At 55.0% G+C, this 23,311-nt stretch carries 21 protein-coding genes and 7 tRNA genes; 2 read left to right on the forward strand and 26 right to left on the reverse strand.

All coding sequences use genetic code 11. The features are described from left to right. Window positions 1-6: 6 nt before the first annotated feature. The 6 genes from rlmH to leuS all read right to left on the reverse strand — a co-directional run bounded on the left by rlmH (window position 7) and on the right by leuS (window position 5,919). Complete coding sequence (gene rlmH, locus KW829_RS06500; protein ID WP_003858701.1) at window positions 7-474, reverse strand: 23S rRNA (pseudouridine(1915)-N(3))-methyltransferase RlmH; 468 nt, start codon at window positions 472-474, stop codon at window positions 7-9. Between the two features lie 3 nt (window positions 475-477). Then, window positions 478-795: a ribosome silencing factor gene (rsfS, locus tag KW829_RS06505; protein WP_003858696.1), complete on the reverse strand. Its 318-nt coding sequence runs from the start codon at window positions 793-795 to the stop codon at window positions 478-480. Window positions 796-1,063: 268 nt separating this feature from the next. Continuing rightward, window positions 1,064-1,729: a nicotinate-nucleotide adenylyltransferase gene (gene nadD, locus KW829_RS06510; RefSeq protein WP_218307870.1), complete on the reverse strand. Its 666-nt coding sequence runs from the start codon at window positions 1,727-1,729 to the stop codon at window positions 1,064-1,066. Continuing rightward, window positions 1,722-2,753, reverse strand: coding sequence for a DNA polymerase III subunit delta (gene holA, locus KW829_RS06515; RefSeq protein WP_182946536.1), 1,032 nt, complete (start codon window positions 2,751-2,753; stop codon window positions 1,722-1,724). Before holA ends, nadD begins: the two co-directional genes overlap by 8 nt. Then, the gene (gene lptE / locus KW829_RS06520) at window positions 2,753-3,322 is read right to left on the reverse strand and encodes an LPS assembly lipoprotein LptE (protein ID WP_041951371.1); all 570 of its coding nucleotides are present in this window, start codon (window positions 3,320-3,322) and stop codon (window positions 2,753-2,755) included. The genes holA and lptE overlap by 1 nt, the downstream gene beginning before the upstream one ends. 14 nt (window positions 3,323-3,336) lie before the next feature. Further along, window positions 3,337-5,919 carry a leucine--tRNA ligase gene (gene leuS, locus KW829_RS06525; protein ID WP_211447177.1) on the reverse strand — a complete coding sequence of 861 codons (2,583 nt, stop codon included), beginning with the start codon at window positions 5,917-5,919 and terminating at the stop codon, window positions 3,337-3,339. 214 nt (window positions 5,920-6,133) lie between these two features. Here leuS and KW829_RS06530 point away from each other — a divergent pair, with 214 nt between their 5' ends. Beyond that, window positions 6,134-6,616 (forward strand): zinc ribbon-containing protein, encoded by a 483-nt coding sequence (locus tag KW829_RS06530; RefSeq protein ID WP_218308218.1) that lies wholly within the window; start codon window positions 6,134-6,136, stop codon window positions 6,614-6,616. Between the two features lie 148 nt (window positions 6,617-6,764). Here the strand turns inward: KW829_RS06530 and rihA are convergent, their stop codons facing one another. From rihA to miaB, 10 genes are all read right to left on the reverse strand, one after another. Continuing rightward, the gene (gene rihA, locus KW829_RS06535; RefSeq protein WP_218307871.1) at window positions 6,765-7,706 is read right to left on the reverse strand and encodes a pyrimidine-specific ribonucleoside hydrolase RihA; all 942 of its coding nucleotides are present in this window, start codon (window positions 7,704-7,706) and stop codon (window positions 6,765-6,767) included. Window positions 7,707-7,826: 120 nt separating this feature from the next. Continuing rightward, on the reverse strand, window positions 7,827-8,552 hold the full coding sequence (locus KW829_RS06540) for an amino acid ABC transporter ATP-binding protein (RefSeq protein ID WP_010428605.1): 726 nt from the start codon (window positions 8,550-8,552) through the stop codon (window positions 7,827-7,829). Further along, entirely contained in the window at window positions 8,552-9,226 is a 675-nt protein-coding gene (gltK, locus tag KW829_RS06545; RefSeq protein ID WP_218307872.1) for a glutamate/aspartate ABC transporter permease GltK, read from the reverse strand. Before gltK ends, KW829_RS06540 begins: the two co-directional genes overlap by 1 nt. Beyond that, the gene (gene gltJ, locus KW829_RS06550) at window positions 9,226-9,966 is read right to left on the reverse strand and encodes a glutamate/aspartate ABC transporter permease GltJ (RefSeq protein ID WP_218307873.1); all 741 of its coding nucleotides are present in this window, start codon (window positions 9,964-9,966) and stop codon (window positions 9,226-9,228) included. The genes gltK and gltJ overlap by 1 nt, the downstream gene beginning before the upstream one ends. A 154-nt stretch (window positions 9,967-10,120) precedes the next feature. Beyond that, window positions 10,121-11,026, reverse strand: coding sequence for an amino acid ABC transporter substrate-binding protein (locus KW829_RS06555; protein ID WP_010428610.1), 906 nt, complete (start codon window positions 11,024-11,026; stop codon window positions 10,121-10,123). A 405-nt stretch (window positions 11,027-11,431) separates the two neighbouring features. Then, window positions 11,432-12,970, reverse strand: coding sequence for an apolipoprotein N-acyltransferase (lnt, locus tag KW829_RS06560; RefSeq protein ID WP_218307874.1), 1,539 nt, complete (start codon window positions 12,968-12,970; stop codon window positions 11,432-11,434). Window positions 12,971-12,975: 5 nt separating this feature from the next. Further along, window positions 12,976-13,854 carry a CNNM family magnesium/cobalt transport protein CorC gene (gene corC / locus KW829_RS06565; RefSeq protein ID WP_218307875.1) on the reverse strand — a complete coding sequence of 293 codons (879 nt, stop codon included), beginning with the start codon at window positions 13,852-13,854 and terminating at the stop codon, window positions 12,976-12,978. An 89-nt stretch (window positions 13,855-13,943) separates the two neighbouring features. Continuing rightward, a complete protein-coding gene (gene ybeY / locus KW829_RS06570; protein WP_010428616.1) occupies window positions 13,944-14,411 on the reverse strand; it encodes an rRNA maturation RNase YbeY in 468 nt (155 codons plus the stop codon). Further along, entirely contained in the window at window positions 14,408-15,454 is a 1,047-nt protein-coding gene (locus KW829_RS06575; RefSeq protein WP_010428617.1) for a PhoH family protein, read from the reverse strand. Before KW829_RS06575 ends, ybeY begins: the two co-directional genes overlap by 4 nt. 152 nt (window positions 15,455-15,606) lie before the next feature. After that, the gene (gene miaB, locus KW829_RS06580; protein ID WP_218307876.1) at window positions 15,607-17,031 is read right to left on the reverse strand and encodes a tRNA (N6-isopentenyl adenosine(37)-C2)-methylthiotransferase MiaB; all 1,425 of its coding nucleotides are present in this window, start codon (window positions 17,029-17,031) and stop codon (window positions 15,607-15,609) included. Window positions 17,032-17,166: 135 nt separating this feature from the next. Between miaB and ubiF the strand changes: the two genes are divergently transcribed. Further along, the gene (gene ubiF, locus KW829_RS06585) at window positions 17,167-18,342 is read left to right on the forward strand and encodes a 3-demethoxyubiquinol 3-hydroxylase (RefSeq protein WP_218307877.1); all 1,176 of its coding nucleotides are present in this window, start codon (window positions 17,167-17,169) and stop codon (window positions 18,340-18,342) included. 107 nt (window positions 18,343-18,449) lie between these two features. On the opposite strand, the gene KW829_RS06590 is transcribed toward ubiF, so the two are convergent. The 10 genes from KW829_RS06590 to KW829_RS06635 all read right to left on the reverse strand — a co-directional run bounded on the left by KW829_RS06590 (window position 18,450) and on the right by KW829_RS06635 (window position 23,305). Further along, window positions 18,450-18,524: transfer RNA gene (locus tag KW829_RS06590), tRNA-Gln, on the reverse strand. 37 nt (window positions 18,525-18,561) lie between these two features. Then, window positions 18,562-18,636 (reverse strand) — tRNA-Gln (locus KW829_RS06595). Between the two features lie 44 nt (window positions 18,637-18,680). Beyond that, window positions 18,681-18,757: transfer RNA gene (locus KW829_RS06600), tRNA-Met, on the reverse strand. Between the two features lie 17 nt (window positions 18,758-18,774). Next, a tRNA-Gln gene (locus tag KW829_RS06605) sits at window positions 18,775-18,849 on the reverse strand. Window positions 18,850-18,881: 32 nt separating this feature from the next. Further along, a tRNA-Gln gene (locus KW829_RS06610) sits at window positions 18,882-18,956 on the reverse strand. Window positions 18,957-18,979: 23 nt separating this feature from the next. After that, a tRNA-Leu gene (locus tag KW829_RS06615) sits at window positions 18,980-19,064 on the reverse strand. Between the two features lie 8 nt (window positions 19,065-19,072). Then, a tRNA-Met gene (locus KW829_RS06620) sits at window positions 19,073-19,149 on the reverse strand. Window positions 19,150-19,372: 223 nt separating this feature from the next. Continuing rightward, on the reverse strand, window positions 19,373-21,037 hold the full coding sequence (asnB, locus tag KW829_RS06625) for an asparagine synthase B (RefSeq protein WP_218307878.1): 1,665 nt from the start codon (window positions 21,035-21,037) through the stop codon (window positions 19,373-19,375). A gap of 249 nt (window positions 21,038-21,286) precedes the next feature. Further along, window positions 21,287-22,039 (reverse strand): ribonucleotide monophosphatase NagD, encoded by a 753-nt coding sequence (gene nagD, locus KW829_RS06630; protein WP_010428628.1) that lies wholly within the window; start codon window positions 22,037-22,039, stop codon window positions 21,287-21,289. Between the two features lie 45 nt (window positions 22,040-22,084). Continuing rightward, window positions 22,085-23,305: an N-acetylglucosamine repressor gene (locus tag KW829_RS06635; protein WP_010428629.1), complete on the reverse strand. Its 1,221-nt coding sequence runs from the start codon at window positions 23,303-23,305 to the stop codon at window positions 22,085-22,087. Between the last annotated feature and the right edge of the window lie 6 nt (window positions 23,306-23,311).

Genomic DNA, 23,311 nt, shown 5'->3' on the forward strand with positions numbered 1-23,311 from the left:
CAGTCATTACTCGCGGTGGTAGGGGTGGTTGGTAGTAATGCTCCACGCGCGGTACAGGCTTTCTGCCACCAGCACCCTAACAAGCGGGTGGGGGAGCGTCAGCGCGGAGAGAGACCAACTTTGTTCTGCTGCCGCTTTGCAGGCGGGGGACAACCCTTCAGGTCCGCCAATCAACAGACTGACATCACGACCATCCTGCTTCCAGCGCTCCAGTTCGTGCGCCAGCTGCGGCGTATCCCAGGGTTTACCTGGAATATCGAGGGTAACGATGCGATTTTTGCCTGCGGCAGCCAGCATCAGTTCGCCCTCTTTATCGAGAATACGTTTGATATCCGCGTTCTTGCCGCGCTTACCGGCAGGAATTTCCACCAGTTCGAACGGCATATCTTTTGGAAAACGACGCAGATACTCAGTAAAACCGGTTTGTACCCAGTCCGGCATTTTGGTGCCGACAGCGACCAGCTGCAACTTCACGCATTAACCCCAGAGTTTTTCCAGCTCATACAGGCGACGACTCTCTTCCTGCATGACATGGACAATCACATCGCCGAGATCGACAACCACCCAGTCGGCGGTCGCTTCACCTTCAACGCCAAGCGGTAACAGCCCTGCTGCACGTGATTCCTGAACGACGTGATCGGCAATCGAAACCACATGGCGAGTAGATGTACCGGTGCAGATAATCATGCAGTCGGTGATGCTGGATTTACCTTTTACGTCGATAGCGATGATGTCCTGACCTTTCAGGTCATCAATTTTGTCGATAACAAAATCCTGGAGTGCTTTACCCTGCAAGTTTTCCCCCTGGGTGAATGAGATTGTGTAACTATAAATTCGTAGCCAGACAGTATACCTGAACTGACGCCAGTGTCGGGACAAATGTCACCGGCCGGGCTTTTGAAGGCGGGTATCATCCCACCCTCCGCCGGAGATTGCATCGCCATTTTTGTAAAACAATTTCTGTAAAGCAATGATCGGCGGGAAAGTCTGGCAGCGGAGGATAACAGTATGGCTTACCCTGTCAAGGCAGGATAATCAATCAGCCGCTTTTTCTTGCCTCAGGCTATGCGTCTGCGCTTTTCTGATACAACCCGTGCTGATTGATATACGCCAGCACTGACGAAGGCAGCATATCGTCACAGGCTAAACCCTGCTGCAGGCGCTCGCGAATGAGCGTCGCAGAAATATCAAACCACGGCGTTTCTGCCAGATAAATCTTCCCGGCTGGCTGATTATGCAGATCTTCCACGTTGTCGGTGAGATGAGCTTCAAGCCATTGCTGGTACTGTGGTTCGCGCATGGTCAGCGGATACCCGGGGCGACGGCACACGAGAAGGTGGCTGTTCTCCAGTATGGTTTCATACTGATGCCAGGTAGGAAAGTTGAGCAGGGAATCCTGACCGATAATAAAGGCCAGCGGTTTATCCGGCCCTTGTTCAGCTCGCCACTCCTGCAGCGTCTGGGACGTCCAGGACGGGGTGTTGCGACGTAACTCCCGTTCGTCAATACGGAAAAGGGGTTTATCCGCAATCGCCAGCGCGAGCATCTCTTTTCGCTGTTCGCTGGTGGCCTCTGGTTGAGGACGGTGCGGCGGAACGTTATTGGGCATAATAATTACGCGCTGCAGGCCAATCAGATTCGCCAGAATTTCAACCGGCTTAAGATGCCCGTAATGCACCGGGTCGAAGGTTCCGCCGTACAGCGCTTGTAGAGAATGCATGCTATCCATCGATAAATACGTCTGCCAGCGCCTTGTGGCAGAGCAGCAGTGAAAGGCTTTCCAGCTCCGACCAGACCGACTGACCGTAATCTTGTTTCAACGTGAGCTCGGCGCGCATCAAAAGCTGTACAGCCTGGCGCAGCTGTTCATGACTCAGGCGGTTGATGGCCTCGGTGGTCATCGCCCTGCGGTTTTGCCATACACGGTGTTTATCAAACAGTGAACGCAATGGCGTATGGGCAGACTGACGCTTTAGCGTATTCAGTAACAACAGCTCTCGCTGGAGTGTGCGCAGCAAAATGACAGGTTCACTGCCTTCAAGGCGCAACTGCTGCAATATGTGTAGCGCGCGTTTGCTCTTTGCTGACAGCAGCGCGTCAACCCAGTGAAACGGCGTAAAGTGGGCGGCATCGTTTACCGCCTGCTCAACACGCGGTAACGTCAGTTTACCGTCAGGCCAAAGCAGAGAAAGCCTGTCGAGTGCCTGCGCCAGCGCCAGCAGGTTGCCTTCATAGCAGTAGCAAAGCAGCTGGTTTGCCGCCTCATCCAACTGAAGATTGTGCTGTTTTGCTCGCGCGGCTACCCATTTAGGCAGATGTGCCTGTTCAGGTGTCTGGCAGGTGACCTGCACAGCGTTGGTCGCAAGTTGAGTAAACCACGCTGCGTTTTCCTGCGCCTTGGTGAGCTTGTTGCCGCGCACAATCAGCAGCAGATCGCTGTGTAACAGGCTGACCAGGGTAGCGAGTTGCTCATTCATGGCCGCGTTAGGGCCATTTTCCGGCAGTAGGATCTGGATTGTCTGGCGCGATGCAAACAGGCTCATTGCCTGGCAAAGTGAAAAGAGGGCGTTCCAGTCGGTGTTGTTGTCCAGCTGGACGGTGTGGTGTTCATCAAAGCCCTGAGCGACCGCCGCGTGACGAACGGCATCCAGACTTTCCTGAAGTAATAGCGGATCGTTTCCGAGCAGCAGATACGCCGCGCGCAGCCCTTCATTGAGCTGCGCGCGGAGTTGTTCAGGATACAACCTGATCATCAGTTACCCATCGACGTTGACATGGTCGGCGCGTTAGCGTCCGGTGTGTCGATAATGTCAGAGCCTTGTTTCGTCGACGCAGCAATGCTTGGCAGTTTACGGATCAGCTGTTCCGCTGCCTTATCATACATTTCGTTGATGATAATCTGCTGCTCGGCATCTTTTGCCAGCGCCGTTTGCGGGTTATCGAAGAACGAACGGTAGACTTTAGTACTGATTGGATAAATATCTTTACCCGGGATCAATACGGCCGCTTTCACGTTAAGCACCATCTGATATTCCGCAGTACGGCCATCCTGGAAGATGGACGCGGTATCTTTAGACAACGTCGAGGTCAGGATGCGGAATGACGGAACATCCTGGCGCAAAGTGCCTTTCTCGATCAACTCAACATCGTTCAAACGGAGCTGGTTACGAACAGCCCGGCTGAGTGGGCCATTCGGATCCGAAGAGTCGAAGATCAACGTTTTCATCTGAGGCGGCACTGCCGTAGTATTGCGCAGATGCCACCCGCAACCTGCGGTGACAAGCACCGCCAGGGATAAGAGTATTGTTGCCAGTTGTCGCACGTTTCCTCCCGCGCTTAGCCAACGACCAGATTAAGCAGTTTACCTGGTACGTAGATCACTTTACGTACGGTAACGCCCTCAAGATATTTTGCAACCAGCGGTTCCTGACCTGCGCGTTCGCGAACCTGCTCTTCGGTTGCATCAACAGCCACGGTGATTTTACCACGCACTTTGCCGTTGACCTGCACCACAACCAGGGTCGTGTTTTCCACCATCGCTGATTCGTCTGCCACAGGCCACGGCGCGTTGTCGATATCGCCTTCGCCTTTCAGCTCCTGCCACAGGGTGAAGCTGGCGTGTGGCGTGAACGGGTTAAGCATGCGAACAACGGCCAGCAGCGCTTCACGCATGATGGCACGATCCTGCTCGCCATCCTGCGGGGCTTTCGCCAGCTTATTCATCAGTTCCATAATAGCCGCAATTGCGGTATTGAAGGTCTGACGACGACCAATATCATCGGTTACTTTCGCAATTGTTTTATGAACATCGCGACGCAGCGCCTGCTGATCTTCAGTCAGTGCCGCAGCGTTCAGTGCTGGCGCATCACCCTGTGAGGTGTGCTCGTAAACCAGTTTCCAGACGCGTTTCAGGAAGCGGTTAGCGCCTTCAACGCCGGATTCCTGCCATTCGAGGGTCATGTCGGCCGGTGAGGCAAACATCATGAACAGACGCACGGTGTCAGCGCCGTAACGCTCAACCATGACCTGCGGGTCGATACCGTTGTTTTTGGACTTGGACATCTTGCTCATGCCGGTGTAAACCAGTTCATGACCTTCAGCGTCTTTCGCCTTAACGATACGGCCTTTTTCGTCGCGCTCAACGATCGCATCAACAGGAGAAACCCAGTTACGTTCGCCGTTCGCGCCCACGTAATAGAACGCATCTGCCAGCACCATGCCCTGACACAGCAGCTGTTTCGCGGGTTCGTCAGAGTTCACCATGCCCGCATCGCGCATCAGCTTATGGAAGAAGCGGAAGTAGAGCAGGTGCATGATGGCGTGTTCGATACCACCGATGTAGATGTCTACCGGCAGCCAGTAGTTTGCCGCATCGGAATCCAGCATACCGTCCTGATACTGCGGGCAGGTGTAGCGCGCGTAGTACCAGGAGGATTCCATAAAGGTGTCGAAGGTGTCGGTTTCACGCAGAGCAGGCTGACCGTTGACGGTGGTTTTTGCCCACTCAGGATCGGCTTTGATCGGGCTGGTGATGCCGTCCATGACCACGTCTTCCGGCAGGATCACCGGCAGCTGATCTTCAGGCGTTGGCATGACGGTGCCGTCTTCCAGCGTCACCATTGGAATTGGCGCACCCCAGTAACGCTGACGGGAAACGCCCCAGTCACGCAGACGGAAGTTCACTTTACGCTCGCCTACGCCCAGCGAAGCCAGCTTGTCGGCAATGGCGTTGAAGCCGTCTTCAAAGCTCAGGCCGCTGAATTCGCCGGAGTTGAACAGGGTGCCTTTTTCGGTCAGCGCTTGCTCGGACAGGTCGGGTTCAGAACCATCGGCGGCCAGAATAACCGGTTTGATTGTCAGGCCATATTTTGTGGCAAATTCGTAGTCGCGCTGGTCGTGACCCGGAACGGCCATCACGGCGCCTGTGCCGTATTCCATCAGCACGAAGTTAGCAGCCCAGACAGGGATGGCTTCGCCAGTCAGTGGGTGAATGGCTTTAAAGCCAGTATCCACGCCTTTTTTCTCCATCGTCGCCATGTCGGCTTCGGCCACTTTAGTGTTGCGGCATTCGTCGATGAAGGTAGCCAGTTCCGGATTGTTCTCTGCCGCTTTCTGCGCCAGCGGGTGACCTGCGGCTACGGCCAGGTAGGTCGCGCCCATGAAGGTATCCGGACGGGTGGTGTAGACGGTCAGGGTCTGGTCGTAGTTCTCAACGTTGAAGGTGATTTCCACGCCTTCAGAACGGCCGATCCAGTTGCGCTGCATGGTCTTAACGGTATCTGGCCAGTGGTCCAGGTTATCCAGATCGTTCAGGAGCTCATCAGCGTAAGCGGTGATTTTAATAAACCACTGCGGGATCTCTTTACGCTCAACTTTGGTGTCGCAGCGCCAGCAGCAGCCGTCGATAACCTGTTCGTTTGCGAGAACGGTCTGGTCATTCGGACACCAGTTAACGGCAGAGGTTTTCTTGTACACCAGGCCTTTTTTATACAGCTCGGTGAAGAATTTCTGTTCCCAGCGATAGTATTCTGGGGTACAGGTCGCCAGCTCGCGGCTCCAGTCATAGCCAAAGCCCAGCATTTTGAGCTGGTTTTTCATATACGCGATGTTGTCGTACGTCCACGGTGCCGGAGCCGTATTGTTTTTTACCGCTGCGCCTTCCGCAGGCAGACCGAACGCATCCCAGCCGATAGGCTGCAGGACGTTTTTGCCCAGCATGCGCTGGTAGCGCGCAATCACATCACCGATGGTGTAGTTACGCACATGGCCCATGTGTAGTCGACCAGAAGGATAGGGAAGCATCGACAGGCAGTAATACTTCTCTTTGCTCTCGTCTTCGGTTACTTCAAAGGTGCGCTTCTCGTCCCAGTGTTGCTGGACTTTTGATTCTATCTCTTCCGGGCGGTATTGCTCTTGCATGGCAGCCAGTGGTCCTGTTTTCAATACAGCTACAAATGTAGCCAATGGATGTGGTAATTCAGATCCGCATAGCATAGCCCAAACGCCCGCGTCAAAACAGCCTTTCGCACAAATGCGCTTTGCAGGAATTTACCGGGTCTGTGCTTCACCTGACAAAGCGGCGGCGAAATAAGGTCTATTATTAGAAATAGTTACTTACCCGGGAGGCAAAATGATGAACAAGGTTGCTCAATTTTACCGCGAACTGGTAGCGACACTGACGGAACGGCTGCGCAACGGCGAGCGCGATATCGACGCGCTGGTCGAACAGGCTCGCTCACGGGTGACGCAAACGGGTGAGTTAACGCGAACCGAAGTGGAAGAAGTGACGCGCGCCGTGCGGCGTGATCTGGAAGAGTTCGCGCGCAGTTACGAGGAGAGCCAGGACGAGGTCGCGGACAGCGTCTTTATGCGGGTGATTAAAGAGAGTCTGTGGCAGGAGCTGGCGGATATCACCGACAAAACGCAGCTGGAGTGGCGCGAGGTGTTTCAGGATTTGAACCACCACGGCGTCTACCAGAGCGGTGAAGTGGTGGGGCTGGGGAACCTGGTCTGCGAGAAGTGTCATCACCATATTGCGGTGTACACGCCGGACGTGCTGCCGCTGTGTCCGAAGTGCGGGCACGATCAGTTCCAGCGTCGGCCATTTGAGCCCTAGGTAAAAGCAAAACTGTTTGCTCCCTCTCCCCATGGGAGAGGGTTGGGGTGAGGGCATCAGGCCGCAAAAGGTAAAAGCAAAACGGCAACCCCTTGCCGTTTTTAGTGTTTGCTCCCTCTCCCCGTGGGAGAGGGCTGGGGTGAGGGCATCAGGCCGCACTATAGTAAGCCAGTCTCTCCGCCAGCAAATCCACAAACGCCTCCCGGTCGATGTTCACCATCACCGTAGTATTCGGTTTATTCCCCGTCAGCGAGTAATAATCCACTACCGTCATGCCCTGGGTGTATTTTCCCTGCGTCTCAACGCCAACCCATCTGTCCACCGTGGTAAACATCTCAGGTTTTAACAGCCAGACAATGGTGCACGGGTCGTGCAGCGGTGCGCCCTGGAAGCCCCACTTCTCGGTTTTGTGATACTCCATAAAGAAGTCGAGCAGTTCGGCCACGGTTGTCGCAACCGGGTTGCCCACCGAGCGGAAGCGCTCAATATCGTCCACCATAATCTGCGCGCGGTGGGTAACATCCAGCCCCGCCATCACAATCGGTAATCCTGACTGGAAGACAATCTCCGCCGCTTCCGGGTCGACAAAGATGTTGAACTCCGCCGCCGGCGTCCAGTTCCCCAGCCCCATTGCGCCCCCCATCATCACGATCCGGGCGATTTTACCGTGCAGTTCCGGATGACTGTTCAGCAGCAGCGCAACGTTGGTTTGTGGTCCGGTTGCCACCAGCGTTACGGGCTCTGCGCTTTCGCGCAGCACCTTCGCCATCAGCTCGACGGCGGTACAGTTTTGCGGTGCAAACACCGGCTCCGGCAGCGTAGGGCCGTCCAGCCCGCTTTCACCATGAACGTTGTCGGCAATAATAAGCTCGCGCATCAGCGGCTTCACGGCCCCACCCGCAACCGGAATATCGGTGCGTTTAAGCAGCGTGAGCATGCGCAGCACGTTGCGCAGGGTTTTTTCAGGCGTCTGGTTTCCGGCGGATGAGGTGACGGCTTTTACGTCGAGTTCAGGGGAGGCAAGTGCAAGGACGAGTGCGATCGCGTCATCATGACCTGGATCGCAATCGAGAATGATCGGCTGTGCCATAGGGTTCTCCATTCTTAGCGTTATTTTGTGACAAGGTTAACGCTGCAATGTGACGCCGACGAGAAGCAGAGTGTGAAAGCGTGAAGCAGTGCGCAATCCGCAGATCGCGCACCGGGAAGATTAGTGCAGGATTTTGGCGAGGAAGTCTTTGGCGCGGTCGGATTTCGGGTTGGCAAAAAACTCTTCTTTCGGAGAGTCTTCCACAATTTTCCCTTCGTCCATAAAGATCACGCGGTTGGCCACTTTACGGGCGAAGCCCATTTCGTGGGTTACGACCATCATGGTCATCCCTTCGTGCGCCAGCTCGACCATTACGTCCAGCACTTCGTTGATCATTTCAGGATCGAGCGCCGACGTTGGCTCATCAAACAGCATCGCCACCGGATCCATACACAGCGCGCGGGCGATCGCCACGCGCTGCTGTTGGCCGCCAGAAAGCTGTGCCGGGAACTTATCGGCATGTGCCGAGAGACCCACGCGTTCCAGGAGCTTCAGCCCTTTCTCGCGCGACGCCTTTTTATCACGCTTAAGCACTTTAACCTGTGCCAGCGTCAGGTTCTCGATGATAGAGAGGTGAGGGAACAGCTCAAAATGCTGGAACACCATGCCGACGTGTGAGCGAAGCTGAGCAAGATTGGTTTTCTTGTCGTTCACTTTGGTACCGTTGACGACAATTTCACCCTGCTGCACCGGCTCCAGGCCGTTAACGGTTTTGATCAGCGTCGACTTACCGGAGCCGGACGGCCCGCACACCACCACGACGTCGCCTTTTTTCACTTCGGTGGAGCAGTCGGTCAGCACCTGAAAGTGCCCATACCATTTCGAAACATTTTTCAGGGAAATCATTATACAGTCCTTTTCTTCAGCCAGCTGACCAACAGCGACGCGCTTAAACTAATCACAAAATAGACCCCACCCGCGAAGAGGACCATCTCAACCTGCGTACCATCACGCTCGCCGATGGTGGACGCGGTACGGAAGAAGTCTGCCAGGCTCAGGACGTAGACCAGAGAGGTATCCTGGAACAGCACGATGCCCTGTGTCAGCAGGAGCGGAACCATGGCGCGGAACGCCTGCGGCAGAATAATGAGCTGCATGGATTGCCAGTGGGTCATCCCCAAAGCCAGTGCGGCGCTGGACTGCCCGCGGGAGATACTCTGAATGCCCGCACGGATAATCTCGGAGTAGTAAGCGGCCTCAAACATCGAGAATGCCACCATGGCGGAGATCAGGCGGATATCGGTTTTCGGCGACAGTCCCAGTACGTTCTGCAGGAAGCCGGGAACAATCAGGTAAAACCACAGCAGCACCATCACCAGCGGAATGGAGCGGAAGACGTTAACGTAGGCAGTCGCAAACCAGGCGAGGGGTTTAAAGCTCGACAGGCGCATCACCGCCAACAGGGTGCCCCAGACGATACCGATGATGATGGCGATCACGGTGATCTTTAAGGTGATCGCCAGGCCATCCAGCAGGTAAGGCATGGATGGAACGATAGAACTCCAGTCAAATTCGTACATTATTTGCCCCCCAGATTGCCCGGCAGGCGAATTTTGCGTTCAACCAGGTTCATCACCAGCATGATGAAAGCGTTAATCAGAACGTAAGCGAGGGTAATCGCGGTGAAGGATTCCCACGCGTGGGCGGAGTAGTCCAGCAGCTTACCCGCCTGCGCCGCCATATCCACCAGACCAATAGTCGAGGCGATGGCCGAGTTTTTCACCAGGTTCATCATCTCTGACGTCATCGGTGGAACGATAACGCGATAGGCGTTAGGCAGCAGAACGTAACGGTAGGCTTGCGGCAGCGTCAGGCCCATCGCCAGAGCCGCGTTCTTTTGCCCGCGCGGCAGTGACTGGATGGCAGCACGCACCTGTTCGCAAACGCGCGCAGCGGTGAACAGCCCCAGGCACAGCATGGAAGAGACAAAGAACTGAACGTTAGGATCCAGCTCCGCCTTGAACCACATGCCGATATTTTCCGGCAGCAGTTCCGGAACGACCAGATACCAGGTAAAGAACTGCACGATCAGCGGAACGTTACGGAAAAGTTCCACATACAGGGTGCCGAGTGTTGAAAGAAAGCGATTGGGAACGGTGCGCAGAATACCGAACAGCGAACCGACAAGAAACGCGATAATCCACGCCGTTATCGATAGCGCAACGGTGACCTGAAAGCCGCTCCACAGCCAGCCAAGATAGGTGGTGTTGCCGAACGGGGCTTGTTGCAGAAAGATGCCCCAGTTCCAGTCAATTGACATAATAAACTCCAGAAAAAAAAGGGTAGCAGCGCTACCCTCGAAGATTGGTGAGAAGCTCATTTTCGCGCTGAGTGGGGAACGACCACTCAACGTATAGTCTGTCCATGCTTCCCGACAATCGAGAGGGCAGGAGATCCCGCCCCTGTCGTTCTAATTAGTTAAGCGCTTTATCGTTTGGTGATTTGAACAGTGCTTTCATGTCGTCAGACAGTTCAAAGTTCATGTTGAGGTTCTTTGGTGGAATCGGGTTCTTGAACCATTTGTCGAACCATTTTTCCGCGTCGCCGGATGTCTGTGCCTGCGCGATGGTGTCATCAATCAGCTTTTTGAAGTCAGCATCGTCTTTACGCAGCATACAACCGTAGGCTTCTTTCGACTGCGCGGTGCCCACGATTTCCCAGTTGTCTGGTTTCTTCGCTTTCGCACGTTCGCCCGCCAGCAGGGCGTCATCCATCATAAACGCGACGGCACGACCGCTTTCCAGGGTACGGAAGGAGTCGCCATGGTCTTTCGCGCTGATGATGCGCATATCCATTTTCTTCTCGTCGTTCAGCTTGTGCAGCAGCACTTCGGAAGTCGTACCGGAGGTCACAACGACCGCTTTGCCTTTCAGGTCAGCAAAATCTTTAATTGCGCCGCCTTTCTTGGTCAGCAGACGGGTGCCCACGACAAAGATGGTGTCGGAGAAGGCGGCCTGTTTCTGACGCTCAAGGTTGTTGGTGGTGGAGCCACACTCGAAATCAAAGGTGCCGTTTTGCAGCAGTGGAATACGGTTCTGTGAAGTGATTGGGATCAGCTTCACCTGCAGGTCAGGTTTGTTCAGCTTTTTCTTCACAGCTTCAACGATGGCGTTGGAGTAATCCTGTGAATAGCCTACGACTTTTTGCGTGTTGTCGTAGTAAGAGAACGGGACAGAAGATTCACGGTGGCCGACCACGATGACGCCGTTTTTGGCAATCTTGTCGAGAGTGCTGCCTGCTGCCGGCGCATCTTCAGCGTGAACGACGCCAGCAGACATTCCCATAACCAGCATTGCTGTGGCCAGTTTACGTAATTGCATACCCAACTCCTTTCTTATCAGCGCCAGTGACGCATTGATACCCATTGTGATGTTGTTATATCTCGCGCTATGCGAGTGCAGTGTTATGCAAGCTTGTTAACATTTAGTCTGGCTTAATGTAAAGATTTTGCTGCGTTATTGTTTATTTTTGCGAAGCGCGCCGCACCATTCAGAGGCAATAATCTTTCGTTGCACCGTTTCGGTGCTGCCGATGATCTACGCTGGTGCGACAAGGTTGCACGTTAAGCCAAACTGCGTTTGCGCGAATAAACAAAGCAATAGGCGTGCCAGAATGGGAGTTTGGAGGGTATTGTCGGGTGGCGGCTACGCCTTACCCGACCTACGGGAGCAAAAAAAATTGTAGGCCGGGTAAGCGTCAGCGCCACCCGGCAACAGAAGGTAAAATTATTTACGACGCTGACGCAGACTCATCAGCACCGCGGCAAAGCCGAACAGCGTGGTCAAAATCCAGAGCGGCCAGTTGCCGGTACGTGCGTACGGCGTCAGCCCCGTGGTAGGCGTGACTGTAGTGGTCAGCACCTCGCGGGTGAACTGCGGGATCATCGCCTGAATTTCACCCTGCGGACCAATCACAGCGGTGATGCCGTTGTTGGTGCTGCGCAGCAGCGGACGCGCCAGCTCCAGGGAGCGCATGCGTGCCATCTGGAAGTGCTGCCACGGGCCGATTGACTTACCAAACCACGCATCGTTGGAGATGGTCAGCAGATAGTCAGTATCCGGGCGGAAATTATCGCGCACCTGTTCCCCGAGAATAATTTCGTAGCAGATGGCCGCCGTCAGGGCGAGACCGTGCGCGTGCAGCTGAGGCTGAACGTACGGACCGCGGCTGAAAGAGGACATCGGCAGGTCAAAGAACGGGGCCAGCGGGCGCAGAATCGACTCCAGCGGGACAAATTCACCAAACGGTACCAGGTGATTCTTATTGTACCGGTCGGTGGAGTTGTAGCTGTATTCGCTGTCTTTGCCGAGCGTAATGATGGTGTTGTAGGTGTCGTAGCGGTTTTGCTGATTCAGGCGTGCATCAACGATGCCGGTAATCAGCGTGCTGCCGCGCGCCACAAGCAGATCGTTCATCATGTTGAGGAACGGCTGCTGGTTAATTTCCAGATCGGGAATGGCGGACTCCGGCCAGATAATCAGCTGGGACTTACCCATCACCTCTTCGGTGGCGTTGGCGTAGATCTTCAGCGTATTCAGCAGCTCTTTTTCGTCCCACTTCATGGACTGTGGGATATTCCCCTGCACCATGGAGACCTGCATGGCGCGCTCGGGTTCAGGCGTGAACCACTGGATATAGCGCAGCGGGAAGGGCAGAGCGAACAGCACCAGCGCCACAGCCAGCGGTTTCCAGCAGCGCGTGACCAGCGCCAGCACCAGCAGGCCGCTGACCACCATCAACAGGAAGTTAATGGCTTCAACGCCCATCACCGGTGCCAGCCCTTTCAGCGGGCCGTCAATCTGGCTGTAGCCGAACTGCAGCCACGGGAAGCCGGTAAGCACCCATCCGCGCAGGAACTCGGTAATTTGCCAGACAACCGGCGCGGCAATCGCGACGCGCAGCCAGGTGGTTTTAGGCCACAGACGCGAGAGGATCCCTGCAAACAGTCCGGTATAGAGCGAGAGATAGGCGGCGAGCAGCACAACGAGGAAGACGTTAACCGGCCCCGGCATGCCGCCAAACTGCGCGATGCTGACGTAGACCCAGTTGATGCCTGAGCCAAATAGCCCCAGCCCCCAGAAGTAACCGATGGCGGCAGCCTGTACCGGACGCCGATTCAGGGTTAAACCCTGAAGCCCCATCAGGGAGAGAAGGGCCGCGGGCCAGATGTCGTAAGGAGAAAAAGCCAGCGTACCGCTGGCTCCGAGCAACAGCGCCAGCAGCAAACGGACGCGCTGGCGTTCAAGTAATGGGGCAAATGCCATTTACATTAATCTTCCAGTTTTGGCAGCGGTGAGTCGTCCGGCGTTCTGACGTGAACCTGAATAATACGTCGGCTGTCGGCCATGGCGACTTTGAATTGGTAACCGTCGATGTCAACGGTCTCTCCGCGCGCCGGAAGATGACCAAAGGCCTGCATCACCAGTCCGCCAATGGTATCGACCTCTTCATCGCTGAAGTGAGTGCCGAAGGCGTCGTTGAAGTCTTCAATCGAGGCCAGCGCGCGCACGGTCCATGTGTGGCGGCTAAGCTGACGGAAGTCGATATCTTCTTCTTCGTCATACTCGTCTTCGATTTCGCCTACGATCAGCTCAAGAATATCTTCGATCGTGACCAGACCTGAGACGCCGCCGAATTCATCAATAACAATCGCCATGTGGTAACGCTGAGAGCGAAACTCTTTCAGCATCCGATCCACACGTTTACTTTCCGGCACAACCACGGCCTGGCGTAACACTTTTTCCATGCTGAAGGCTTCGGCATCGCTGCGCATAAACGGCAGCAGATCTTTGGCCATCAAAATCCCTTCGATGTGATCTTTGTCTTCGCTGATGACCGGGAAACGCGAGTGGGCGGATTCGATGATCACATCGAGGCACTCGTCCAGCGTCTGGTTACGTTTCAGGGTGATCATCTGCGAGCGGGGGATCATGATGTCGCGGACGCGCTGGTCGGCGATGTCCATGACCCCTTCGAGCATTTCGCGCGTATCTTCGTCGATAAGGTCGTTCTGCCCGGAATCACGAATCAGCTCCAGCAGTTCATCACGGTTTTTCGGTTCGCCGTGGAAAAGCTGGTTCAGAATGAGGGAGAAAAATCCCTTTTTACTGTTTGTCGTGTCGCTACTGTGTGAATTGTCGTCGCTCATGGCGTTTGTTAAGGGTTCTCTTGTGAGTTCAATGTTTACCGCCGCGCTATGTCCTTGCGCGGCGGCATGTTAGTCAGGCGTTAGACCGACTATTCTTTCTCGGCAATGTACGGATCCTCATAGCCCAGAGCAAGCATTATCTCTGTCTCGAGGGACTCCATCTCTTCCGCTTCGTCATCTTCAATGTGATCGTAGCCCAGCAGGTGCAGGCTGCCGTGTACCACCATATGCGCCCAGTGGGCGTCGAGCGGCTTTTGCTGCTCTTTGGCTTCCTGTTCAACCACCTGACGGCAGATGATCAGATCGCCAAGCAGCGGCATCTCGATGCCCGGTGGCGCTTCGAACGGGAAAGAGAGCACGTTGGTCGGCTTATCTTTCCCGCGGTAGGTCAGGTTAAGCTCATGGCTTTCTGCTTCATCCACCAGGCGAATCGTGACTTCTGATTCTTCCTGAAACTGGGGGATAACCGCATCCAGCCATTTCTGAAACTGTGCCTCATCTGGCATGCCGGAATTGTCTTCACAGGCCAGCTGTAAATCGAGGATCACCTGACTCATTTCTGTTCTTGCTCCTGCGCTTCGCGCTTACGTTCCGCGGCCTGTTCGGCCCTGCGTTTTTGATCTGCCTCTTCCCAGGCTTCATAGGCGTTAACGATACGTGCGACCACCGGGTGGCGAACGACGTCTTCACTGTGGAAGAAGTTGAAGCTGATTTCATCGACCTCGGCCAGGACCTCAATGGCGTGGCGCAGGCCAGATTTGGTGCTGCGCGGCAGGTCGATCTGGGTGACATCACCGGTGATAACCGCTTTCGAGTTAAAGCCAATACGCGTCAGGAACATCTTCATCTGTTCGATGGTGGTGTTCTGGCTCTCATCGAGAATGATGAACGCGTCGTTAAGCGTACGGCCACGCATGTAGGCCAGCGGCGCAACTTCAATCACGTTACGCTCAATCAGCTTTTCAACTTTCTCAAAGCCTAACATCTCGAACAGCGCGTCATAAAGCGGACGCAGGTAAGGGTCCACTTTCTGACTTAAATCGCCCGGCAGAAAGCCCAGTTTTTCACCCGCTTCAACGGCAGGGCGGGTCAGCAGAATACGACGGATATCCTGACGCTCCAGCGCATCCACCGCAGCGGCAACGGCGAGATAGGTTTTACCCGTACCTGCCGGGCCCACGCCGAAGGTGATGTCGTGGTCGAGGATATTGGCGATATACTGCGCCTGGTTCGGCGTACGTGGCTTGATGACGCCGCGTTTAGTCTTGATGTTGATCGCCTTGCCGTAGTCCGGCACGCTTTCTGCGCTTTGCTCAAGCACGCGAGCCTCTTTAATGGCGAGGTGAATTTGTTCCGGTTCGATGTCCTGAATCTCGCCACGCATTGGGGCGGTATCGACATACAGGCTGCGCAGAATATCCGCAGCCGCGTTGACGCAGATAGGGCGTCCGGTGAGTTTGAAATGGTTATCGCGACGATTGATTTCGATACCCAGACGTCGTTCCAGTTGTTTGATGTTGTCATCAAACGGCCCGCACAGGCTCAGCAGGCGAGCGTTGTCTGCGGGCTCAAGGCTAATTTCACGCGTGTCTATATTCAAACCGTTCCTCTTTGAGTGTTTTGTAGGCCTGGCGACATAAAACTGTCATTACCGAAAGTATTCACGCCTTAGATTAAAGGCGCAAGCATTGCTATGCATATTGGGACGACGAGAGGAAATACAAGGCCTGCCGGAAAGGCAGGCCAGAAGGATTACGGCTGGTAAATGCCCACGCCTGAATCGTTGACTTTGCGAGTGCGAGAGATAACGGATTCCGGAGATTCAGCAATTCGCAGGCCCATTTCGTCTTCGGTGCGTACCAGCTTCGCGCGCAGCGAGTTGGTCATCACGTCGACAATCTCGACGTCCACGAATTTACCTATCATGTCCGGGGTGCCTTCAAAGTTCACCACGCGGTTGTTTTCGGTACGACCGGACAGTTCCATAATGCTCTTGCGCGAGGTGCCTTCCACCAGAATGCGCTGAACGGTGCCGAGCATACGGCGGCTCCACGCGTTGGCCTGCTGGTTAATACGCTCCTGCAGAATATACAGACGCTGCTTTTTCTCTTCTTCCGGCACATCGTCAACCATATCGGCCGCAGGTGTTCCAGGACGCGCAGAGAAGATGAAGCTGTAGCTGACGTCAAAATTCACTTCACCAATGAGCTTCATGGTGCGCTCGAAGTCATCGGTGGTTTCGCCAGGGAAGCCAACGATAAAGTCGGAGCTGATTTGGATATCCGGACGCGCGGCAAGCAGCTTACGAATGGTGGATTTATACTCCAGCACCGTATGTGGACGGCCCATCAGGTTCAGCACGCGGTCAGAGCCACACTGAATCGGCAGGTGCAGGAAGCTCACCAGCTCTGGCGTATCGCGATACACCTCAATAATGTCGTCGGTAAATTCCATCGGGTGGCTGGTGGTAAAGCGAATGCGGTCAATGCCGTCAATCGCAGCCACCAGGCGCAGCAGTTCAGCAAAGCTGCCGGTGGTGCCGTCGTAGTTCTCACCGCGCCAGGCGTTAACGTTCTGGCCCAGCAGGTTCACTTCGCGAACGCCCTGTGCGGCAAGCTGCGCGATTTCAAACAGAATGTCATCCGCCGGGCGGCTGACCTCTTCACCGCGGGTGTAAGGCACCACGCAGTAAGTACAATATTTGTTGCAGCCTTCCATGATGGAGACGAAAGCAGTCGGGCCATCAGCGCGCGGCTCTGGCAGACGGTCAAATTTTTCGATCTCCGGGAAGCTGACGTCAACGACCGGGCTGCGATTGCCGCGCACCTTATTGATCATCTCTGGCAGGCGGTGCAGGGTCTGTGGGCCAAAGACAATATCCACATACGGCGCTCTCTGGCGGATCAGCTTACCTTCCTGCGATGCGACGCAGCCGCCCACGCCGATGATCAGGTCCGGATTTTTACGCTTGAGAAGCTTCCAGCGGCCTAATACGTGAAAGACTTTCTCCTGCGCTTTTTCACGAATCGAACAGGTGTTCAGCAGCAGCACGTCCGCTTCTTTCACGTTTTCTGTCAGCTGGTATCCGTGGGTTGAATCCAGCAGATCGGCCATCTTAGATGAATCGTATTCGTTCATCTGACAGCCCCAGGTTTTTATATGGAGTTTTTTAGTCATCGACTTGCTCAGCTCAGGATTGCAAGCCGCGTATTGTAATGCTTTGGTGGGGTTGTGACCAGTATGAAGGTTATGGGCCTCAAGACCACAAAAATCCGGTAAACTTAAGGGATTCTCCAATAAGGAAAATTGACCATGACACTCCTACACACCGAAGTTGCCGTTGTCGGCGGCGGTATGGTCGGCGGCGCGCTGGCGCTGGGGCTGGCGCAACAGGGATTTGAAGTAACGGTAATTGAACAGTCTGCTCCGCCAGCCTTCGATCCCGCCAGCAAACCGGATGTGCGCATTTCCGCGATCAGCGCGGCGTCTGTCGATCTGCTGCGCGGGCTGGGCGTCTGGGAGGCGGTGCTGGCGATGCGCGCGCATCCTTACAGCCGTCTCGAAACCTGGGAGTGGGAAAATGCCCACGTCGCGTTTGATGCCGCCGAGCTGAAGCTGCCGCGTCTGGGCTATATGGTAGAGAACAACGTGCTCCAGCTCGCGCTCTGGCAGGCGCTGGAGGCGCACCCGAACGTCACGCTGCGTGTTCCTGACTCCCTCAAGGCGTTGCATCATCAACCGGGGGGATATGTGCTGACGCTGGATAACGGCGATGAGCTGGCCGTGAAGCTGGTGGTGGGGGCGGATGGTGCCAATTCGCAGGTCAGACAGATGGCGGGCATTGGCGTTCATGCCTGGCAGTATCAGCAATCCTGCATGCTGATCACCGTTCAGTGTGAAAATGCGCCCGGTGAGAGCACCTGGCAGCACTTTACCCCGAACGGCCCGCACGCCTTTTTACCGCTGTTTGATAACTGGGCCTCGCTGGTGTGGTACGACAAACCGGCGCGCATTCGCCAGCTGCAGGGGCTGAGTATGGAACAGCTGCAGCGTGAGATTCTGCTGCACTTCCCGAGCCGCTTAGGTCACGTCACGCCGGTTGCGGCTGGCGCATTCCCGCTCACGCGCCGTCACGCTTTACAGTATGCCCGTGAAGGGCTGGCGCTGGTGGGCGATGCGGCGCACACCATTCACCCGCTGGCCGGGCAGGGGGTGAATCTGGGATATCGTGATGTCGACGCGTTACTGGACGTGTTAGGTAATGCGCGCACTCATGCTGAAGCCTGGGCCAGCCATCAGATTCTGAAACGCTACCAGACGCGACGTATGGCGGATAACTTCATCATGCAGTCGGGGATGGATCTGTTCTACGCCGGGTTCAGTAACGACCTGGGGCCGGTGCGCATTTTGCGTAACATTGGGTTGATGGCGGCAGAGCGAGCCGGTGGTTTGAAGCGCCAGGCGCTGAAATACGCTCTCGGACTCTAATCCTTTTTCCCTCTCCCCGTGGGAGAGGGTCAGGGTGAGGGCATCAGGCCGCACAATTCTGTACAAAAACAAAAAAGCCCGCAGAGCGGGCTTTTTTGTTACTTAAGTGGCTGGGGTGCAGGGATTCGAACCCCGGAATGCTGGTATCAGAAACCAGAGCCTTACCGCTTGGCGACACCCCAATTGCGTTAAACAGACTGCTTAACGACTTTTTTAAATTGGCTGGGGTACGAGGATTCGAACCTCGGAATGCTGGTATCAGAAACCAGAGCCTTACCGCTTGGCGATACCCCAACAATTTTTTCTAGTCTATCGAATAACTCGACAGATTACTAATTTGGTGGCTACGACGGGATTCGAACCTGTGACCCCATCATTATGAGTGATGTGCTCTAACCAACTGAGCTACGTAGCCAGTACTGCAATCTTCGATGGCTGGGGTACCTGGATTCGAACCAGGGAATGCCGGTATCAAAAACCGGTGCCTTACCGCTTGGCGATACCCCAATACCGCGGAGAACCGCAAAATCGAAGAAAAATGGCTGGGGTACCTGGATTCGAACCAGGGAATGCCGGTATCAAAAACCGGTGCCTTACCGCTTGGCGATACCCCATCCGTGCAACGCTATCCTGGGAATGGTGCGGGAGGCGAGACTTGAACTCGCACACCTTGCGGCGCCAGAACCTAAATCTGGTGCGTCTACCAATTTCGCCACTCCCGCAAAAAAGATGGTGGCTACGACGGGATTCGAACCTGTGACCCCATCATTATGAGTGATGTGCTCTAACCAACTGAGCTACGTAGCCATCTTTTTTCGCGTTACCTTATCGGCGTTGCGGGGCGCATTATGCGTATAGACCCTTGCAGCGTCAACACCTTTTTCAACGAAAATAGCCGGAATGTGACTGTTTGGTTAGGTTGCGAACAGCGTGGCCGAATATTCGGCAATTATTGGTTATTAATCGGTTTTAGCAGGTGAAAAGTGGGGAAAAAAATCAGGCCCCGGAGGGCCTGACGTCTTCATATTGATTATTTGTAGGCAGACTGGTGAACGCCGACCGCACGTCCTGACGGATCGTTCATGGATTTGAACGATTCATCCCATTCAATCGCTTTGGCAGACGAGCAGGCAACGGAAGGACCACCCGGTACACATTCGGCAGCGCTCGGTACCGGGAACAACTCTTCGAAAATTTCACGGTACAGATACGCCTCTTTCGAGCCCGGCGTGTTGTACGGGAAGCGGAAGCTTGCGGTTTCCAGCTGTTGGTCAGAAACCTGTTTCGCCGCCACCTCTTTCAGGGTGTCGATCCAGCTGTAACCGACGCCATCAGAGAACTGCTCTTTCTGACGCCATGCAACGCTCGCCGGCAGGTAGGATTCAAAACATTCACGCAGGATATGTTTTTCCATTTTGCCGTTGCCGCACATTTTGTCCTGCGGGTTGATGCGCATCGCCACGTCGAGGAATTTCTTATCCAGGAACGGCACGCGCGCTTCCACGCCCCAGGCGGACATCGCTTTGTTGGCGCGCGCGCAGTCAAACATATGCAGCGCCTGCAGCTTACGCACCGTCTCTTCGTGCAGCTCTTTGGCGTTCGGCGCTTTGTGGAAGTACAGGTAGCCGCCAAATACTTCGTCAGAACCTTCACCGGAGAGCACCATTTTGATGCCCATCGCTTTGATCTTACGCGACATCAGGTACATCGGCGTTGAGGCGCGGATGGTGGTCACGTCATAGGTTTCAATGTGATAGATCACATCGCGGATCGCATCCAGACCTTCCTGCACGGTGAAGTGAATTTCATGGTGCACGGTGCCGAGGTGGTTCGCGACTTCCTGCGCGGCTTTCAGGTCAGGAGCCCCTTCCAGGCCTACAGCGAAGGAGTGCAGCTGCGGCCACCAGGCCTCAGAGCGCTCCTGATCTTCCACGCGGCGGGCCGCGAATTTTTTGGTGATCGCGGAGATCACGGAAGAGTCCAGGCCGCCGGAGAGCAGTACGCCGTAAGGCACGTCTGACATCAGGTGGCTTTTTACGGAATCTTCCAGCGCCTGACGCAGCTCGGTTTTGTCAGTCACGTTGTCTTTTACCGCGTCGTAGTCGAACCAGTCGCGCTGGTAGTACTGGCGGATCTCACCGTCTTTGCTCCACAGGTAGCTGCCTGCCGGGAACTCTTTAATGGTGCGGCACACCGGGACCAGGGCCTTCATTTCAGACGCAACGTAGAAGTTGCCGTGCTCATCGTGGCCCATGTACAGCGGGATAATACCGATGTGGTCGCGGCCAATCAACCAGGCGTCTTTTTCACTGTCGTACAGCGCGAAGGCAAACATGCCCTGCAGGTCGTCCAGGAACTCCGGGCCTTTTTCCTGATACAGCGCCAGGATCACTTCACAGTCGGAACCGGTCTGGAACGCGTAGCGATCGCCGTATTCGGCGCGCAGCGCCTGATGGTTGTAGATTTCACCGTTTACCGCCAGCGCGTGCGTTTTTTTCTCGTTATACAGCGGCTGTGCACCGGCGTTGACGTCAACAATGGACAGACGTTCGTGAGCCAGAATCGCTTTATCGCTGGCGTAGACGCCTGACCAGTCCGGGCCGCGATGGCGCATCAGGCGGGACAGTTCGAGTGCTTTTTTACGCAGTTCGCCTGCGTCAGTTTTAATATCCAGTACGCCAAAAATTGAACACATAACCTTCTCCGTTAACCCTGTTGCTTTGTAATGTTGCTTGCTTATGAAAATGCCGCAAAGGGTAAAGGCGCGCAAGCGTTTTACCGGGGAAAACGCAAATAGCGCAATGGTGATTGCAGAATGTTGAAAAAAGCGTACGTCTGACGCGCTTTTATTGAGGATTATTTAATAGAAGGCGTTTTTTATTAGATGGTGCTTCGGTTTTGCGAGCCAGAAATGAAAAACCACGCCCTGAGGCGTGGTTGGGTGTCAGATAATGTCGATTTCATCGACGGAGGGGTAAATCCAGCTTGGCCGGAATGGCATCGCGTCAATGTCATCAAGTTGAGAGACGCCAGAAAGCACCAGGATGGTCTCAAGACCCGCCTGGAAACCGGCCAGAATATCGGTGCGCAGGTTATCGCCGACAATCACGGTTTCTTCGGAGTGTGCCTGCATCTTGTTCAGCGCGGCACGAATGATCCACGGGCTCGGTTTACCGACCACAAACGGCTGACGACCGGAGATTTTCTCAATACCGGCGCACAGCGCGCCGCAGGCCGGATAAAAACCACGGCCGTGCGTATCCGGATTGGTGGCGATAAAGCGCGCGCCGCTGGCGACAAAATACGCAGCTTTATGCATCATCTCCCAGTTAAAGGAGCGCGTTTCGCCGACAATCACAAAGTCCGGGTTCACATCGGTAATGGTAAAGCCTGCTTTATACAGCTCGTGGATCAGCGCGCCTTCACCGACGACATAGGCCTTTTTTCCTTCCTGACGCTTCAGAAAATCAGCGGTTGCCATCGCGGAGGTATAAAACACGCTGTCCGGTACGTTGACGCCCGCCGTGGCAAAGCGGTTTGCCAGATCCTGACCGGTTTGGGAAGGGTAGTTCGTGAGAAGAACCAGAGGCATTCCTTTGTCGATGATGCGGTGAAGAAACTCCGCAGCACCCGGCACGGCAACGTTGTCGTGCATCAGCACGCCGTCGATATCACAAATTACATTCTTAATGGTCATGGACAATCCGGCATCAAAAAAAGAAGGCGTTACTATAAGTCCCGATCAACTTTCCAGCAAATGCTGGAGCAGGATCCCGTTGAGCATGGCGCGTTTTACCAGGGCAAACGCACCAATTGCGGAGCGGTGATCCAATGTAGATCGCACTACCGGTAAATTCTGACGAAACGCTTTCAGCGCCTGGGTATTGATGCAACCTTCAATGGCGGGCAGTAAGACTTTTTCGGCTTCGACGATTTCCCCGGCAATCACGACTTTTTGCGGGTTAAACAGGTTGATAGCAATGGCGATGGTTTTGCCAAGATGGCGTCCAACCTGCTCGATCACTTCGCAGGCCAGCGCATCGCCTTTATTAGCGGCTTTGCAGATGGCGCCAATCTTACAGTCGTTCAGCGTAACACGGCTTTGATAGCCCTGTTCCAGCAGATGGCGAACGCGGTGCTCGATGGCGGCGTTGGCGGCAACCGTTTCAAGGCAGCCGAAATTGCCGCAGTGGCAGCGCTCGCCGAGCGGTTCAACCTGAATGTGACCAATCTCGCCGACGTTGCCGTTGCGACCGATAAAAATACGGCCATTCGAGATAATGCCCGCACCCGTCCCCCGGTGTACGCGCACCAGAATAGAGTCTTCGCAGTCCTGGCTCGCACCAAAGTAGTGCTCAGCCAGCGCCAGCGAGCGAATATCATGACCCACAAAACAGGTGACTTTAAAGCGCTTTTCCAGCGCGTCGACCAGCCCCCAGTTCTCGACCTGGATATGCGGCATGTAACGAATCACGCCGCTTTCCGGGTCGACAAGGCCGGGCAGGATCACTGAGATAGCGATAAGTTCGCGGATCTTACGCTGACAGCTCTCAATAAAGTGCGCGATGGTGTTCAGCAGCGCATGCTCCAGCGTCTCCTGGGTGCGCTCCGGAAGGGGATAGTGCTCTTCCGCAATGGCTTTGCTGCTCAGATCGTAGAGCGTGAGCGTGGTGTCATGACGACCCAGTCGGACGCCAATCGCCTGAAAATTGCGGGTTTCGGTAATGATGGAGATGGCGCGGCGGCCCCCGGTGGAGGCCTGCTGATCGACTTCTTTGATCAGACCGCGCTCAATAAGCTGACGCGTAATTTTGGTTACGCTGGCGGGAGCAAGCTGGCTTTGTTCGGCTATCTGAATTCGAGAGATTGGCCCGTGTGAGTCAATCAGGCGATAAACCGCCGCGCTGTTAAGTTGTTTAACGAGATCGACATTACCGATTTGAGCTTGTCCGCCTGGTGTCATACTTTT

The organism is Enterobacter sp. ENT02 (assembly GCF_019219165.1).
Lineage (GTDB): Bacteria > Pseudomonadota > Gammaproteobacteria > Enterobacterales > Enterobacteriaceae > Enterobacter > Enterobacter mori.